This window comes from Variovorax sp. J2P1-31 (assembly GCF_030317215.1).
GTDB lineage: Bacteria > Pseudomonadota > Gammaproteobacteria > Burkholderiales > Burkholderiaceae_C > Variovorax.
In genome coordinates, this window is sequence record NZ_JASZYA010000003.1 from 331,331 (window position 1) to 347,427 (window position 16,097).

Consider the following 16,097-nt stretch of genomic DNA (forward strand, 5'->3'; position numbering starts at 1 on the left):
GGGCCGCATCGTGGGCCCACTCACCCAAGCACATCACATGCCTACCGCCGCTGCCTCCCTGCGCCCCACCCCGCTGGCCAACGGCCTGGTCTATGTGAACCCCGACATGCCGGGGCTGCGGCGCTTCCGCCAGGGCGAGCATTTCCGCTTCAAGGACGCCAAGGGCCAGTGGGTGCGCGACGCCGACGAGATCGCGCGCATCCGCAGCCTGGCGATTCCGCCGGCCTACACCGAGGTCTGGATCTGCCCGCTGCCCAACGGCCACCTGCAGGCCACCGGCCTCGACGCCCGCGGCCGCAAGCAGTACCGCTACCACCCCGACTGGCGCCTGCTCAAGGACGAGAGCAAGTTCGAGCGGCTCGAGGCCTTCGGCCGCGCGCTGCCGCGCATCCGCGCACGGGTGGCGCGCGACCTCGACGGCGGGGCCCGCGCCGCGCCCACGCGCGAGCGCGTGCTGGCCACGCTGGTTCGCCTGCTCGACACCACCTTCCTGCGCGTGGGCAACGAGGAGTACGCGGCCAGCAACGGCTCCTACGGCCTGACCACGCTGCGCAACAAGCACGCCGCGGTGCGCGGCAGCTCGCTCAAGCTGCGCTTTCGCGGCAAGAGCGGCGTGCAGCACGAGGCCGAGGTGGAAGACCCGCGCGTGGCCCGGGTGGTGCGCGCCTGCCAGCAGCTGCCGGGCCAGGAACTGTTCCAGTACGTCGATGCCGAGGGCGCGCCGCACGGCCTGTCGTCGACCGACGTGAACGACTACCTGCGCGAGGCCGCGGGCGACAACTTCACGGCCAAGGATTTCCGCACCTGGCACGGCACGGTGCAGGCGCTGGAGCTCACGCGCCTGGCCTGCGACCGCAACGGCGACGACGCGGCCACGCCGGCCATGCGCTACAGCGCCAAGGAGATCGTGGCGGCGGTCGCGCGCCAGCTGGGCAACACGCCGGCGGTCTGCCGCAAGGCCTATGTGCATCCGGCCGTGCTGGCACTCGGTGCCACGCTGGCCAGCGACGCGGGCACGATGAACGAGGTCTGGGAGAAGATCGCGGGCCAGGCCAGGAGCCGGCGCCGGCTCTATGCCGCCGAGGCGCGGCTGCTGGCCTTCCTGGTGGCGCATGCGCGTCGCACGGCGCGCGAAGCGAAGAAGGCCTCGGCCGCGCCGCGGCGAGCGCGCCGCGCGAAGGCCCCGGTGGCTCAGGCGGCGGCCAGCGTCAGGCGGACCGCGTCGCGCTCGATGGCCAGCGCATAGCCTAGGTCGTCGGCCAGCGACTGCAGCGCGATCGCGTCGATGGCCAGCATGCGCGGCGCCCGGTGCGCACCCGCCATGGCGTCGGCCCCGTCGGCCTCGCCGGCCGTCACGCGCAGCCACAGCGCATCGTCGCCGTCGGCCGAGACCGTGACCGTGCCGACATCGGTCGGCGTGTCGTGCAGGTAGCCCAGCGCGCCCAGGAACAGGTAGCGCAGCGCGGCGCTCGACGGCCACTTGGGCGCGTCGTCGCCGGGCGCCTGGAGGCCCTCATCGACCTGCAGGTGGATGCCCTGCAGCTCGAAGGCCGCGCGCATCAGCCCCACGCCCTGCGCCACCAGGGCGTGGCGCGTGATGCCCTCGTCGTCGATGGCGAGCTCCCAGTCGCGCAGCGAACGCACCGCGTTCACCAGCTCGGCGATCTGGCTGTCGATCAGCGTCACCCGTTGTTCGCAGACCACCGGATCGATGGCCGGCGACGCCACTTGGCGCCGCAGCATCAGCAGCCCCATGCGCATCACCGAGACCGGTCCGGTCATGTCGTGGCGCAGCGCGGGCAGGGCCCGGATGAGCAGCTCGTGGCGCACACCCGCAGCGATCCAGCTGCGCGCGCCCGGGGAGGCTTTCATGAGGCCGGGGCGCCGCGGGCCAGTTCGAGGATGCGGTCGAGCGCATCGAAATCGATGGGCTTCTGCAGGTGGTGGTCGAACAGGCCGGCATGGGCGCCGGAGGTCTCGTGCGACGAGAGCCCGGTGACCGCGACCAGCAGCGGCGGCCGCGCGCGCTCGCGCAGCTGGCGTGCGACTTCGGTGCCCGGCAGGTCGGGCAGCGTGATGTCGATCAGCGCAATGTCGAAGGATTCGTCGGCGCAGACCGCCAGCGCCTCGCGGGCCGTATAGGTGCAGCGCGCGCTGTGATCCTGCAACGACAGCAGTTCCTGCAACAGGTCGGCGGCGGCCTCGTTGTCATCAACGATCAACACATTCACAAAAGTTTCCCGAGAAAAGGTTCCAGAGTATCGGCGTCGGGCGCGATCTCTTATGTAGGCGCAAGCCTACTGTCGCGCCGTGCGGGCGTTGATCGGCAGTGTCTGGGGCCAGCTGGTGCGAAAAGGATTGATGTCCAGCCCGCCGCGCCGGGTGTAGCGCGCATACACGGCCAGCTTGGTCGGCTGGCAGCGCGCCCAGATGTCGCGGAACATGCGCTCGGCGCAGGGCTCGTGGAATTCGTTGTGGTTGCGGAAGCTCACGATGTAGGCCAGCAGCCCCGCCTGGTCGATGGCCGGGCCGCTGTAGCGGATCTGCACGCTGCCCCAGTCGGGCTGGCCCGTGACCAGGCAGTTGCTCTTGAGCAGGCGGCTGGTCAGCGTCTCGGTGACGGCCGGCTGGGTGGTGTCGCTCTTGAGCAGTTCGGGCGCGGGCTGGTAGTGGGTGCACTCGATGTCCAGGCGGTCCAGGTCCAGGCCGTCGAGTTCGTGCACCGGCTCGCGGTCGAACAGCTCGGGCGTCAGCAGCTTCACGCCGATGCCGCCGCTGCGCCCGCTGCCGCGCCAGGCCGCCTCGGCCAGGTCGGCGCGCAGCGTGTCGCGCACCGCATCGATGTCGGCGAAGACGCTGTTGTTGAAGCTGTTGAGGTAGAGCTTGAAGGACTTGCTCTCGATGATGTGCGGCGTCTCGCAGGGCACGGTGATGTGCGCGATCGCGACCTGCGGCTTGCCGCGCGGGTTGAGCCAGCTCAGCTCGAAGGCCGTCCAGAGGTCGGCGCCGAAGAAGGGCAGCGCGTCGTCGGCGATGCCCATGGCGGCGCGCTGGGTGGCGCGCGCGATGGGAAACAGCAGCGTGGGGTCGTAGCGGTCGGCATAGGCCGAGCTGCGGCCCAGCTGGGATTGTTCGGGGGTGTTGTCGAGGCTCATGGGGTGTCTTTTAGGCGGATTGCGTTTCCTGCGAGGCCTGGAGGAAAGGAACCATGTGCGCGAGCAGGACTTCGGCCAGCCGCGGCGACAGGTCGTGGCCCATGCCGGGAATCGCGACGAACTGCGCGCCCGGGATGCGCCGCGCGGTGTCCTGGCCGCAGGCGAAGGGCACCAGCGGGTCGGCGTCGCCGTGGATCACCAGCGTGGGGCAGGCGATGCGCGCCAGCAGCCGCTCGCGGCCGCTGTCGGCCGCGACGGCCGTCATCTGGCGCACCAGGCCGTGCGGGCGGTAGGCGCGGCGCAGCGCGCGGGTGAGGCGCGCGCGCAGCGCCGCGTCGTCGGGCGGATAGGCCGGGCCGGCGATCAGCCGCACCAGCTGCATGCTGTGGTGCACGCGCGCCGCCTCGTCGCGCGCCAGCGGGCGGCGCAGCGACAGCGCCATCACGTCGCGGCGCGGCCCGGGCAGGCCGCGCGCGCCGCTGGAGCTCATCAGACTGACCAGGCTGGCCACGCGCTGCGGCGCGCTGGCCGCCATGCGCTGGGCGATCATGCCGCCCATCGAGGCGCCGATCACATGGGCGCGCTGCACGCCCAGCGCATCGAGCACGCCGATCGCGTCGTCGGCCATGTCCTGGAGGCCGTAGGCCGAGCGCACCGGCAGGCGCAGCTGGAAGCGCAGCCCCTGCCACAGCAGATTGCCGGTGCCGGCGGCGTCGAAGTCCTGGCTCAGGCCGGCGTCGCGGTTGTCGTGGCGCAGCACGCGGAAGCCCGCGTCGACCAGCGACTGCACGAAGTTGTCGGGCCAGGCGATCAGCTGCATGCCCAGGCCCATGATCAGCAGCACCACGGGGCGCCCGTCGCCGCCCCCGCTGTCCTCGACCTCGATGCCGATGCCGTTGGCGCGCACCCTCATGGCCGGGCCTTGCGGTTCATATGAACTCGCGCTCGCGCAGCCACTTGGTCGCGACCCATTTCTCTCCTTCCAGCACCGGCGCGCCGCCGTGCAGCGTGCGGGTGTCGGGATGGGGCCGGTCGTAGCTGAAGAAGACGCCGGTGCCGCGCTTGGGCGCGACCTCGAGCCCGACGTCGGGGAAGGTGGTGGCGCCGCCCTTGACCGGCTCCTGCAGGTACATCACGAGCGTGCCCACGCGCTGGCCGCCGCGCCGCAGGATGGTCGGCGTGCCGGGCTCGCCCGGGTCGAAGTAGTCGTAGTGCGGCCGGTACTGGGCGCCGGGCCCGTAGCGCAGCACCTGCAGCCCCTCGCCGAAGACCAGCGGCCAGCGCAGCAGCGCGGCGATGCGCTGCTCGACGCGCGCCACCACCTCGGTCTCGCCGCGCTCGAAGAACATGCCGTCGCTGGTGCGGTCGACGTTGAGCACCTCGCCGCCGGTCTGGGTCTCGACGGTCAGCGAACGGGCCAGGCGCTTGCGCGCGCTGGCGATCAGCGCATCGCACTCCTCGTCGGCCAGCAGGTCGCCGAACACCACCACGCGCGGATGGGCCAGCGTGTGCAGCACGTGGACCCGGCGGTCGCCGGCCTCGAGGTAGAGCGGCGAGCCTTCGAGGTCGGGGCCGGGCAGGGGCACGGTGGCGCCGGTCACCGTCACCGGCGCGATGTCGCCGCCGCCGCGTTCGATCTCGGCCAGCGCGGCATCGGTGGCCGCGTCCTGCCAGCCGGCCATGCGCATCGAGGTGCGCAGCGCCGCGACGGAATGCCCTGCGGCCAACTGGGCCACGACCCATTCGCGCAGTTCGGGGGTGACAGCTTGCGTCATCGCATCGTCCTCAGGTCTTGCGTCGGAACACCAGCCTTTCAGGCAGCGAGACCGCCGCGTCGAAGGCATACCCTTCCAGGTCGAACTTCTCCAGCGCCTTGGGCGTGGCCGCCTTGTGCAGCACGGCCCAGCGCGCCATCAGGCCGCGGGCCCGCTTGGCATAGAAGCTCACGATCTTGTACTGGCCGCCCTTGCCTTCCTGGAACACGCATTCCACCACGCGCGCCTTGAGCACCTTGCGGTCGACCGACTTGAAGTACTCCTGCGACGCCAGGTTGATCACCACCGGGGTGCGGTCCGCCGCCAGCCGCTCGTTGAGGTGGGCCGCGATGCGTTCGCCCCAGAAGGCGTAGAGGTCCTTGCCGTGGCGGTTGGCCAGCTGCGTGCCCATCTCCAGCCGGTAGGGCTGCAGCCGGTCGAGCGGGCGCAGCACGCCGTAGAGGCCGCTGAGGATGCAGACGTGGTCCTGCGCCCAGTCGAGCTGGCTGGCCGTCAGGGTCTTGGCATCGAGGCCGCCGTAGACGTCGCCGTCGAAGGCCAGCGCGGCCTGACGCGCGTTCTTCTCGCTGCCCCTGGACGACCAGGCGGCGTAACGGGTGACGTTGAGCGTCGACAGCTTGTCCGACAGGTGCATCAGCTCGGCGATCTGCTGCGGCGACTGCTGGCGCAGCAGGCCGATCAGTTCGGCGGCCGGGCCGCGCGGCCCCTCGAACACGGGCTGGGTGGCGGGAAGTCCTTCGGGGAGGGGGCTGTCGTAGTCGAGCGACTTGGCGGGCGAGAGCAGAAAAAGCATGGACGGAATTATGGGCGCGGCCCGCGACCGGCCCGGGGCCGCGCCGGAGGGCCCGGGTAAAATTGCGGGCTTCCCCATCTTCTGTCAGCGACGGCCCCGAAGAGGTGCCGCTCGCCATCCATCACGCCATGAGCGAACCCACTGCCCAACCCGGCCTCGAGAGCCTGTCCAAATCCTTCGAACCCGTCGCCATCGAGGCGCACTGGGGTCCGGAGTGGGAGCGGCGCGGCTACGCCAAGGCCGGCTATCGCGGCACGCAGCAGCCCAGGGAAGGCGCCGACGCCTTCGCGATCCAGCTGCCGCCGCCCAACGTGACCGGCACGCTGCACATGGGCCATGCGTTCAACCAGACCGTCATGGACACGCTCACCCGCTACCACCGCATGAAGGGCGACAACACGCTGTGGGTGCCGGGCACCGACCATGCGGGCATCGCCACGCAGATCGTGGTCGAGCGCCAGCTGCAGGCGCAGAACATCAGCCGCCACGCCATGGGCCCGACCCCGGCCGAGGCGCGCAAGAACTTCGTCGCCAAGGTCTGGGAGTGGAAGGAGCAGTCGGGCAACACCATCACTCAGCAGATGCGCCGCATGGGCGACACGGTGGACTGGAGCCGCGAGTACTTCACCATGGACGACGACCTCTCGCAGGTCGTGACGCAGACCTTCGTCGCACTCTATGAAGAGGGCCTGATCTACCGCGGCAAGCGCCTGGGCAACTGGGACCCGGTGCTCAAGACCTCGGTCAGCGACCTGGAAGTCGAGAGCGAGGAGGAAGACGGCTTCCTCTGGCACATCGCCTACCCGCTGGAAGACGGCAGCGGCACGCTGACCGTGGCCACCACCCGGCCCGAGACCATGCTGGGCGACACGGCCGTGATGGTCCACCCGGAAGACGAGCGCTACCGGCACCTGATCGGCCAGCGCGTGAAGCTGCCGCTGGTCGACAAGCTGATCCCGATCATCGCGGACGACTACGTCGACAAGGAATTCGGCACCGGCGTGGTCAAGGTCACGCCGGCCCACGACTACAACGACTATGCGGTCGGCCAGCGCCACCAGCTCGAGATGATCGGCGTGCTGACGCTCGACGCGACCATCAACCAGAACGCGCCCGAGAAGTACCGCGGCCTGGACCGCTTCGTGGCGCGCAAGGCCATCGTGGCCGACCTCGAGGCGCTGGGCCTGCTGGTCGAGGTCAAGAAGCACAAGCTGATGGTGCCGCGCTGCGCGCGCTCGGGCGCGGTGGTCGAGCCCATGCTGACCGACCAGTGGTACGTGGCCATGACCAAGGCCGGCCACGACGGCCAGTCGATCGCGCAGAAGGCCATCGACGCGGTGAAGTCGGGCGAGGTGCGCTTCGTGCCCGAGAACTGGGTCAACACCTACAACCACTGGATGGAGAACATCCAGGACTGGACCATCTCGCGCCAGCTCTGGTGGGGCCACCAGATCCCGGCCTGGTACGACGAAGACGGGAACGTCTACGTCGCGCACGACGAGGCCGAAGCGCAGGCCAAGGCGCCCGGCAAGACGCTGCGCCGCGACGAGGACGTGCTCGACACTTGGTACTCGTCGGCGCTGGTGCCCTTCTCGTCCCTCGGCTGGCCCGAGAAGACAAAGGAGCTCGAGCTCTACCTGCCCTCCTCCGTGCTGGTCACGGGCTACGACATCATCTTCTTCTGGGTCGCCCGGATGATCATGATGACCAAGCACTTCATCGGCAAGGTCCCGTTCCGCGACGTCTACATGCACGGCCTGGTGCGCGACGCGCAGGGCAAGAAGATGAGCAAGTCCGAGGGCAACGTGCTCGATCCGGTCGACCTGATCGACGGCATCGCCCTGCCCGAGCTGCTCGACAAGCGCACCCAGGGCCTGCGCAAGCCCGAGACCGCGCCGGCGGTGCGCAAGAACACGCAGAAGGAATTCCCCGAGGGCATCCCGGCCTTCGGCGCCGATGCGCTGCGCTTCACCTTCGCCTCGCTGGCCTCGCTGGGCCGCAACATCAACTTCGACTCGAAGCGCTGCGAGGGCTACCGCAACTTCTGCAACAAGCTCTGGAACGCCACCCGTTTCGTGCTGATGAACTGCGAAGGCCAGGATTGCGGCCTGCGCGAGCACACCAAGGAAGAATGCGCGCCCGGTGGACCGTCGCACGGCTACCTCCAGTTCAGCCAGGCCGACCGCTGGATCGTGTCGCGCCTGCAGCGCGTCGAGGCCGAGGTCGCCAAGGGCTTCGAGGACTACCGCCTGGACAACGTGGCCAACGCGATCTACCAGTTCGCCTGGGACGAGTTCTGCGACTGGTACCTGGAGATCGCCAAGGTGCAGATCCAGACCGGCACCGAGGCCCAGCAGCGCGCCACCCGCCGCACGCTGATCCGCACGCTCGAGACCCTGCTGCGCCTGGCGCACCCGGTGATCCCCTTCATCACCGAGGAGCTCTGGCAGAAGGTCGCGCCGATCGCGGGCCGGCAGGCCGAGTCGATCATGATCGCCGCCTATCCGCTGAGCCAGCCCGAACGCATCGACGAGGCGGCCGAGGCCCATGTGGCGCGGCTCAAGGCCCTGGTCGACGCCTGCCGCACGCTGCGCGGCGAGATGAACGTCTCGCCCGCCACCCGGCTGCCGCTATACGCCGTGGCCGACACGGCGGCCGACAGCGCCTTCCTGCGCGAGGTGGCGCCGGTGCTGCAGACGCTGGCCAAGCTCAAGGAAGTCCGGGTCTTCGACGACGAGGCCACCTGGGCCGGCGCCGCGGGCGCGGCGCCCGTGGCGGTGGTGGGTGCGTCGCGCCTGTGCCTGCACATGGAAGTCGACAAGGTGGCGGAAAAAGCCCGGATCGGCAAGGAAATTGCCCGGATCGAGGGCGAGATCGCCAAGGTCAACGGCAAACTCGGCAACGAGGCCTTCGTGGCGAAGGCGCCGGCGGCCGTGATCACGCAGGAACGCCAGCGGCTCACGGACTTCAGCGCCATGCTGGCCCGCCTGGGCGACCAGCTAGTGCGCCTCGGCTGACAGCCACGGTCACGTTCAGCCCGTACCATCCACCGTCCCCAACTCTTCCTCCGATCGAGTTCATGTCCAACACCACGCGCATCCGCAAAGCAGTTTTCCCCGTGGCCGGTTTCGGCACCCGCTTCCTGCCCGCCACCAAGGCCCAGCCCAAGGAGATGCTGCCGGTGGTCGACAAGCCACTGATCCAGTACGCGGTCGAAGAGGCCTATGCGGCCGGCATCCGCGACATGATCTTCGTGACGGGGCGCAACAAGCGCGCCATCGAAGACCACTACGACACGGCCTACGAACTGGAAAACCAGCTCGAAGCCAGCGGCAAGACCGCGCTGCTCAACATCGCCCGCTCGGTCATGCCCGACGACATGACCGTGTCCTATGTGCGCCAGCCGCGCATGCTGGGCCTGGGCCATGCGGTGCTGTGCGCCGAGCACCTGGTGGGCAACGAGCCCTTCGCCGTGCTGCTGGCCGATGACCTGATGGTCGGCCCGCCGGACGGACAACCCGTGCTGGCCCAGATGACCGCGGCCTTCGCGCAGCTGGGCCGTTCGCTGCTGGCGGTGCAGGAAGTGCCGCTGGACCAGGTCAAGCGCTACGGCATCGTGGCCGGCGACACCATCGACGAGGGCCTGGTCAAGGTCAACAAGATGGTCGAGAAGCCCTCGCCCGAAGCCGCGCCGTCGCGCCTGGGCGTGGCCGGCCGCTACGTGCTCACGCCGGGCGTGTTCGCCGAGATCCGCAACCAGCCCAAGGGCGCCGGTGGCGAGATCCAGCTCACCGACGGCATCGCGGCGCTGATGAAGAAGGAAGCGGTCTACGCCTATGCCTACAAGGGCATCCGTTACGACTGCGGCAGCAAGGAAGGCTTCCTGCAGGCCACGGTCGAACTCGCGCTGGCCCACCCCGAGGTCGGCGGCCAGTTCCGCGAATACCTCAAGACCCTGGCGCTCTGAGCGAGGCTTCGGCCAGCGGCAGCACGAAGCGCGCGACATCGGCGTCGCTCAGGGGCGTGAGCGGCAGGCCGAAGCCCTCGCGCAGCCGCGTCACCAGCGCTTGCGCCCACAGGGCGTTGTAGACCAGGCCCGCGTGGTCGTCCTGCAGGATCGCGTGCGTGGGCGCGTTGCCCATGGTGTTGCTCACCTGCAGCGAGCCGCCGATGGTGAGCGTGCGGTAGGCCGGCTTTCCCTCGGCATCGCGCGCGCCCCAGTGCGCCCGCACCCAGGCATCGTCGTCGAAGAAGATCGTCCGGGGCTCCGCCTCGGCCATGGCGCGCAGCGCCGCGTTGAGCAGATCCAGCGCGGCCACGATGTTGCCCGACTCGCGTGCGCTCTGCCAGCGCTCGAACTGCAGCGGATCAGCGGCTTCGTTCGACACCCCCACCACCACCACGCGGGTGTCCGGATGGCGCGCATGGATCAGGCGCACGCTCTCGCGGATGCGCTGCGTGCAGCGCTCGAGCACCTCACGCACCACCGGGGCCTGCGGATCGCCGGCCTGCTCGGCCAGGTGCGCGGACCAGTCGCCGAGCCCGCTGCGGATCACCACCACACCCTGGCGCCAGCGCGCGGGCTCCCGGTCCATCAGCGCGACCAGCCGCGGGGCCTGCCTGAACTTGCCCTCGGTCAGCTCGTTGCAGCCCATGGCCGAATGGGCGAAGTTGTAGAGGTAGTCGTCCTTGCGCGGCGCGCGTCCCACGGGCAGGCCCAGCAGGTCGAACACCCGCGGCACGATGCCCGAATGCCCCCAGCGCACCCAGGGCCCGAGGTCGAATTCGTCGCCGCGCAGGCGGGCGAGGATCTCGCCCCACTGGAAGGTGCGGGCCTGGTGGCTTCCGCCGCGCTCGCCCGACGCTTCAGGGAAGGACAGCCGGTCCTGGTAGGAATGGCTGTTGGAGTCGCCCAGGATCGCCAGCGGGATGGCCGTGGCCGGCACGCTGCGCTGCCGGGCCTCGGCGGGCAGGCCGTCGCCCCATCGCAGCAGCACCCAGGCCAGCGCGGCGCAGAGCGCGATCGCGAGGCCTGTCCACTGGATGAGGCGTCGCATGGTGCCAACTACGCGTGCCTGGGCCGTCGCGAAAGCGCCGGGCCTGCATGAAAGACCGGCGATGGGCGCAACAGCTTCATGCGCGCCTTCTCAGCGCCGGCGCAGGATGTGGATGTACTCGCTGCCGACGGTCTGCTGCTCGACCAGGTCGTTGCCGGTCTGGCGGGCGAAGGCCTGGAAGTCGCGCAGCGAGCCCGCGTCGGTCGACACCACCTTCAGCAACTGGCCGCTCTGCATGTCGTTGAGCGAGCGCTTGGCCTTGAGGATGGGCAGCGGGCAGTTCAGGCCGCGGGTGTCGAGCTCTTGATGGATGTGCATGGCGTTCCCGATTCTAGGTGGCGAGGTCGGCGGGCGGGGCCGCCGGGCGCGGCCATTCGACGAACGCGGGCTCGTGGCCGCGGGTGCGCAGCCAGTCGGCCAGCGCGTAGCCGGTGCCCGCCGGCCAGCACTTGAGGTCCGGCAGGTCGTAGAGCCGGTAGTCGACCAGTTCGGGCGAGAGCCGGACCTCGCCGTCGGCCACCACGTGGTAGGCGATGATGACCTGGTTCATGCGCTGGAAGTCGTAGACGCCCACCAGCGTCACCGCCCTCGCGTCGAGGTTCGTCTCTTCCTTGACCTCGCGCGCGATGCCCTCCTGCGGCGTCTCGCCGGCCTCCATGAAGCCGGTGATCAGCGCATACATCTTGTGCTGCCAGGCGGCATTGCGCGCCAGCAGCACCTGGCCGCGGTACTCGACGATCGCGGCCAGCACCGGCGTCGGGTTGTTCCAGTGCGTCCAGTCGCAGTTCGGGCAGCGCAGGCGCGTGGTGAGGCCGCTGTCCTCGAGCTGTTCGATGTGGGCCAGCGGCGTCGCGCAGGCCGGGCAGAAGGTGGGGACGAAGACCATCGGTCGCGATCAGGCGGGGAACACGCCGGTCGACAGGTAGCGGTCGCCGCGGTCGCAGACCACGAACACGATGGTCGCGTTCTCCACCGTCTTGCCGATCTCGAGCGCCGCCCAGAGCGCGCCGGCGGCCGAGATGCCGCCGAAGATGCCCTCCTCGCGCGCCAGCCGGCGGGCCATTTCCTCGGCGTTGTCCTGGCTCACGTTGACCACCTGGTCGACCCGGCTCGGGTCGAAGATCTTGGGCATGTATTCCTGCGGCCACTTGCGGATGCCCGGGATGCGCGAGCCGTCCTCGGGCTGCGCACCCACGATCTGCACCGCGGGGTTCTTTTCCTTGAGGAAGCGCGACACGCCGGTGATGGTGCCGGTGGTGCCCATGGCGCTCACGAAATGCGTGACCTTGCCCTGGGTGTCGGCCCAGATCTCGGGGCCGGTGGTCTCGTAGTGGATGCGCGGGTTGTCGGGGTTGGCGAACTGGTCGAGCACGCGGCCCTTGCCCTGCGCGACCATCTGGTCGGCCAGGTCGCGCGCGTACTCCATGCCGCCGCTCTTGGGCGTGAGCACGAGTTCGGCGCCGAAGGCCTTCATGGTCTGGGCGCGTTCGATCGACAGGTCCTCCGGCATGATCAGCACCATGCGGTAGCCCTTGATGGCCGCAGCCATGGCCAGCGCGATGCCGGTGTTGCCGGAGGTGGCTTCGATCAGCGTGTCGCCGGGCTTGATCTCGCCGCGCTCCTCGGCGCGCCGGATCATCGACAGGGCGGGACGGTCCTTCACGGAACCGGCCGGGTTGTTGCCTTCCAGCTTGCCCAGGATCACGTTACCGCGCCGTACGTTGTCCGCGGCGCCGATGCGCTGCAGTGCCACCAGCGGCGTCTTGCCGATGGCATCTTCGATGGTCGGGTATTTCATGCTGAGCACTGTGCCATAATTTTGAGCTTCTCTCCTTCCGTGCCCGGGTGGTGAAATTGGTAGACGCAGGGGACTCAAAATCCCCCACCGAAAGGTGTGCCGGTTCGATTCCGGCCCCGGGCACCACGTTCGCAGGCGCATTTTGGCGATAGTGCCTGCTAACTAGAACCGATGTGTTCCGCATCCGTTCCGCGACACGTTCCGCTTTTGACGCGAGCGGTCGCCAGCCCTGCTGCCCACGCAGATCAAATTCGAGCCCGGCGCGCCGCCACAACGCCGCATGCTGTCGCCCCAAATCCTCGCCGCCCTGCTGCTCGCCCTCCCCCTCGCTGCCGCCGCGGCGCCGCCGCCATGACCTGTCTCGTGGTGCGCATCGCTGACGGCGACACCCTGACCGCACGCTGCGGCGGCCCGGGCGACTACCAGCAAGTCAAGGTGCGCCTAGCCGAGATCGACGCGCCGGAGAAGGCCCAGCCGTTCGGCGAGCGCAGCCGGCACGCGCTGGCCGCCATGTGCGCGGGCGAGCAGGCGGTGCTGCGGCCGACGGCCACCGACCGCTACGGCCGGACCGTGGCGCGTGTGGCGTGCCGCGGCAAGGACGCCAACGCCAAGCTCGTGCGCACTGGCATGGCCAGGGCGTACACCCGCTACCAGACCGATCCGCAGTTCCCGCAGCTCGAGCGCCAGGCACGCGCGGCGCGGGCTGGGCTATGGGTGACGCTGGGCACGGCCGCCGAGCCGGTGCCTCCCCGGGAGTGGCGCAAGGCTCAGCGCGGCAACTGAGCGCGTAGCTATGGGGCTTCAGTGGCGGGCCCGGCGTCGTACACCTCAGTCGGCGCCAGGCGCATCAGCGCCCTCGCCTGCTCGACCGTACCCTCGAGCCACAGGTCGAAACCGGAGGGGTCCAGCGGGATCACGCTGCGCATGTGCTGGTCATGAGGCCGCAGCTGCGGATCTGACTTTCCACGCGGCTCATCAGCCGGGTGAGCCGGTGGAGAGCTCCACGGTCCATCTCTGCGAAGGCTCACAAGACGCGCTTGCGTATTTTTCCAGGCGCAATTGTTTTCTTTTTGGAAAACTAGTGTGCTACACTGCTAGCATTCCGGACCAATTCTTAAACCATGAAGCATCACACCCCTCACTCATCAGGTCCGGAGCATTGGAGATCCTATGAAACTCACTCCGTTTGGCGAGACGGTCCGAATCCTTCGGGTCAGGTGCGGCCTGTCCTTGAAGGTTATGGCAGAAGCGCTTGGCATCAGCTCTGCCCATCTGAGTTCTATCGAGTTCGGCGAAAAACGTCTTCTGCAAAAGCATGTGGATCTAGCGATCGCGTTCTTCGAGCCGCGCGTGTCAGCAGCGCAGGTCCAAGAACTTCGCACTGCGGCGGGACAGTCCATGCACATCGTGGACACCGGGAGTATGTCGGCGGATGCGCGTGGGCTAGTAGCTGCATTCGCTCGGAAGCTCCAGGAGGGCAGCGCACCCACCCCGGAGATGATGAGTTGGCTGAATAACACCTCAAAGAAAAACGTGAAGGAGTGACATGACAAGCATCGTCAGGAACGGCGTCTTTCGAACGCCAACAGGCCTTAGGGTCAAGGCCACCAGCTACGCGAAACTTGAAGCGGCTGCTGAAACCTTGCGCCCTCAGCTCCCGCGCATCAACGGTGAGCAATTCGCCCTCGACTGCCTGACGATCTTTGAGCGGACGCTACCGGCCGCCGGCTACAACTACCGAACGAGCGACGTGGAATCAATGGGTGAAATTGCAGGTCTGACGATCCCGGATTTCAACGTCGTGATCTTGCGCCAAGACATCTACGACAAACTTCATGAGAACCAGGTGTTCGGGCGCAGCACGGTGGTCCACGAGTTGAGCCATCTTGCGCTCCAACACCACCTCACCCTGCATCGCGGACAAACTGGAACTCACCGATTCTGCGAAGACTCGGAGTGGCAGGCGAAGTCATTAACTGCCGCGCTCATGATGCCGCTCGGTGCCTGCTTGGCTTCCAAGAGCTCTGAGGAGTTAGCGCACATTTGTGGCACCAGCCTAGAGGCGGCGAAATATCGAATAAGTACCCTCAACGACAAGCTTCGTAGCATCCCTGCTAACCATCCGCTTTGGAGGCCTCCGGCATAAAAAAAGCTCACGAAGTGGTTCCAACACTTCGCAAGCTCTACGAGTACGAGGTTATCAAGGGAAACCCTCGACACCCACATATCGGTCTGCTAGGACGCCGGAAGTTTACTTCTCCGGGATGTGTGGGGCAAGCCAAAACCCTTTGGCTCACGGTAAAGGAGGACAGATATGTCACACCACCGCCTCAGGAGCGTCTTTGTGCGCGCCTACGACCGCTACCGCAAAGGGCAGTGGGAGAAGGTTTGCAAGCACTGGCGCTCGCCCCCTGGACAGCTCAATCTGTTCGCTTGACCCTGTAGCGGTCAATGCCCGGCGAATGCCGGTGCCAGCGTGAACCCGCTGGATGAATGCGCCGTGGGCTCCGCCCACGGCCCTCTCGAACAAGTGAATTTTCAGAAAGTCCAAAATGACCAAGTCACATCATGTGGTTCCGAATCCGGCCGGCGGCTGGGATGTCAAAGTCAGCGGGGGCCAGCGGGCGATCAAACACACCGATCTGAAGCAAGACGCCGTTGACGTCGGGCGCGGCATCAGCCGCAACCAGCAGACAGAGCTTGTCATCCACAACAAGGATGGCCGCATTGGGCAGAAGGACAGCCACGGCAACGACCCACGTAGCTCGAAAGGCTAGTACTGACTCGTTGCTGAAAGCCCGCTCCGGCGGGCTTTTTTGCGCGCTAAACCAGCGCTTTCTGCTCAGGCTCCTGCGGCTCGGCATCGAACACCTCGGTCGGCCCCAGGCGCATCAGCCCGCGGGCCTGCTCGACTGTCCCCTCGAGCCACTGGTCGAAGTCGCTGGGGTCCAACGGAATCGGGCTGCGCTTGTCCTGCTTGTCGGGCGCCACCTTCGGGTCAGGCTTGTGCATGCGGCTCATCAACGGGTCAGCATCCGCGTTCACCATAAGCATCGTGTAGCTCTCGTGCACCTCGCCGTTGGCTTTGTCGGTCCAGGTGTTCCATAGGCCGGCCAAGCCCCAGGGCGCGCCATCCGCGCGGCGAAAGCGCCACCAGATATTCTTCCCCGTCTCCCAGTTCGGCTCGTCGAACGAGGCCGCCGGGATGATGCAGCGCTGGCCACGCCTCCACGGGTCTTTAAAGCTGGCCTTCGCCTCAAGCTCCTCGCTGCGCGCGTTGTTCGTCGAGTACTTGAGCTTCGGCTCCTTCGCGAACCAGGGGATCAGGCCCCACTGCCCGACCACCAGTTCGCGCTCGTAGCCCACAGCGTCCCGCCGGCGGCGAATGAAGGGGCCCGGCGCTCGCGGGAAGATCTCGCGCGGCCACAGGTCCGGCTGGTGCCCCCGGGGCAGACCCCAGAAGCGTTCGATCTCAGCCATCTCGGGGGGGATGTAGCGAGTGCACATGAACGCAGCTTA

Annotated in this window: 18 protein-coding genes and 1 tRNA gene; 8 read left to right on the forward strand and 11 right to left on the reverse strand. The window is 68.2% G+C overall.

The window, feature by feature from the left end:
- The first annotated feature begins 37 nt into the window (after positions 1-37).
- Positions 38-1,246, forward strand: a complete 1,209-nt coding sequence (locus QTI20_RS21425) for a DNA topoisomerase IB (protein WP_286554466.1) — start codon at positions 38-40, stop codon at positions 1,244-1,246.
- Here QTI20_RS21425 and QTI20_RS21430 read toward each other — a convergent pair.
- From QTI20_RS21430 to yaaA, 6 genes are all read right to left on the reverse strand, one after another.
- Positions 1,192-1,872: a hypothetical protein gene (locus QTI20_RS21430; protein WP_286554465.1), complete on the reverse strand. Its 681-nt coding sequence runs from the start codon at positions 1,870-1,872 to the stop codon at positions 1,192-1,194. The genes QTI20_RS21425 and QTI20_RS21430 overlap by 55 nt on opposite strands.
- On the reverse strand, positions 1,869-2,225 hold the full coding sequence (locus QTI20_RS21435) for a response regulator (RefSeq protein ID WP_286554463.1): 357 nt from the start codon (positions 2,223-2,225) through the stop codon (positions 1,869-1,871). Before QTI20_RS21435 ends, QTI20_RS21430 begins: the two co-directional genes overlap by 4 nt.
- 72 nt (positions 2,226-2,297) lie before the next feature.
- Positions 2,298-3,155 (reverse strand): NADPH-dependent 7-cyano-7-deazaguanine reductase QueF, encoded by an 858-nt coding sequence (queF, locus tag QTI20_RS21440; RefSeq protein ID WP_286554462.1) that lies wholly within the window; start codon positions 3,153-3,155, stop codon positions 2,298-2,300.
- Positions 3,156-3,165: 10 nt separating this feature from the next.
- Positions 3,166-4,068 (reverse strand): alpha/beta fold hydrolase, encoded by a 903-nt coding sequence (locus QTI20_RS21445; RefSeq protein WP_286554461.1) that lies wholly within the window; start codon positions 4,066-4,068, stop codon positions 3,166-3,168.
- Between the two features lie 16 nt (positions 4,069-4,084).
- On the reverse strand, positions 4,085-4,930 hold the full coding sequence (locus QTI20_RS21450) for a 2OG-Fe(II) oxygenase (RefSeq protein WP_286554460.1): 846 nt from the start codon (positions 4,928-4,930) through the stop codon (positions 4,085-4,087).
- 10 nt (positions 4,931-4,940) lie between these two features.
- On the reverse strand, positions 4,941-5,723 hold the full coding sequence (gene yaaA / locus QTI20_RS21455) for a peroxide stress protein YaaA (protein ID WP_286554459.1): 783 nt from the start codon (positions 5,721-5,723) through the stop codon (positions 4,941-4,943).
- A gap of 128 nt (positions 5,724-5,851) precedes the next feature.
- On the opposite strand from yaaA, the gene QTI20_RS21460 reads away from it, so the two are divergent.
- Together QTI20_RS21460 and galU are read left to right on the forward strand one after the other, a co-directional pair.
- Entirely contained in the window at positions 5,852-8,740 is a 2,889-nt protein-coding gene (locus tag QTI20_RS21460) for a valine--tRNA ligase (protein WP_286554457.1), read from the forward strand.
- Positions 8,741-8,802: 62 nt separating this feature from the next.
- Positions 8,803-9,690, forward strand: a complete 888-nt coding sequence (gene galU, locus QTI20_RS21465; protein WP_183024555.1) for a UTP--glucose-1-phosphate uridylyltransferase GalU — start codon at positions 8,803-8,805, stop codon at positions 9,688-9,690.
- Here the strand turns inward: galU and QTI20_RS21470 are convergent.
- The 4 genes from QTI20_RS21470 to cysM form a co-directional block, all read right to left on the reverse strand.
- Positions 9,671-10,780, reverse strand: coding sequence for an SGNH/GDSL hydrolase family protein (locus QTI20_RS21470; RefSeq protein WP_286554455.1), 1,110 nt, complete (start codon positions 10,778-10,780; stop codon positions 9,671-9,673). The two genes, galU and QTI20_RS21470, sit on opposite strands and share 20 nt — an antisense overlap.
- A gap of 90 nt (positions 10,781-10,870) precedes the next feature.
- Positions 10,871-11,098 (reverse strand): sulfurtransferase TusA family protein, encoded by a 228-nt coding sequence (locus tag QTI20_RS21475; protein ID WP_183024557.1) that lies wholly within the window; start codon positions 11,096-11,098, stop codon positions 10,871-10,873.
- A 13-nt stretch (positions 11,099-11,111) separates the two neighbouring features.
- On the reverse strand, positions 11,112-11,666 hold the full coding sequence (locus QTI20_RS21480) for an NUDIX domain-containing protein (RefSeq protein WP_286554454.1): 555 nt from the start codon (positions 11,664-11,666) through the stop codon (positions 11,112-11,114).
- 9 nt (positions 11,667-11,675) lie between these two features.
- Positions 11,676-12,578, reverse strand: coding sequence for a cysteine synthase CysM (cysM, locus tag QTI20_RS21485; protein ID WP_286554453.1), 903 nt, complete (start codon positions 12,576-12,578; stop codon positions 11,676-11,678).
- A 41-nt stretch (positions 12,579-12,619) separates the two neighbouring features.
- On the opposite strand from cysM, the gene QTI20_RS21490 reads away from it, so the two are divergent.
- The 5 genes from QTI20_RS21490 (at position 12,620) to QTI20_RS21510 (ending at position 15,355) form a co-directional block, all read left to right on the forward strand.
- Positions 12,620-12,704, forward strand: a tRNA-Leu gene (locus tag QTI20_RS21490).
- Positions 12,705-12,929: 225 nt separating this feature from the next.
- Positions 12,930-13,361 (forward strand): thermonuclease family protein, encoded by a 432-nt coding sequence (locus tag QTI20_RS21495; protein ID WP_286554451.1) that lies wholly within the window; start codon positions 12,930-12,932, stop codon positions 13,359-13,361.
- A gap of 387 nt (positions 13,362-13,748) precedes the next feature.
- Positions 13,749-14,123 carry a helix-turn-helix domain-containing protein gene (locus QTI20_RS21500; RefSeq protein WP_286554449.1) on the forward strand — a complete coding sequence of 125 codons (375 nt, stop codon included), beginning with the start codon at positions 13,749-13,751 and terminating at the stop codon, positions 14,121-14,123.
- A 1-nt stretch (position 14,124) separates the two neighbouring features.
- Entirely contained in the window at positions 14,125-14,724 is a 600-nt protein-coding gene (locus QTI20_RS21505; RefSeq protein ID WP_286554447.1) for an ImmA/IrrE family metallo-endopeptidase, read from the forward strand.
- Between the two features lie 406 nt (positions 14,725-15,130).
- A complete protein-coding gene (locus tag QTI20_RS21510; protein ID WP_286554446.1) occupies positions 15,131-15,355 on the forward strand; it encodes a DUF2188 domain-containing protein in 225 nt (74 codons plus the stop codon).
- A 46-nt stretch (positions 15,356-15,401) separates the two neighbouring features.
- Here the strand turns inward: QTI20_RS21510 and QTI20_RS21515 are convergent, their stop codons facing one another.
- The gene (locus QTI20_RS21515; protein ID WP_286554444.1) at positions 15,402-16,085 is read right to left on the reverse strand and encodes an SOS response-associated peptidase; all 684 of its coding nucleotides are present in this window, start codon (positions 16,083-16,085) and stop codon (positions 15,402-15,404) included.
- Between the last annotated feature and the right edge of the window lie 12 nt (positions 16,086-16,097).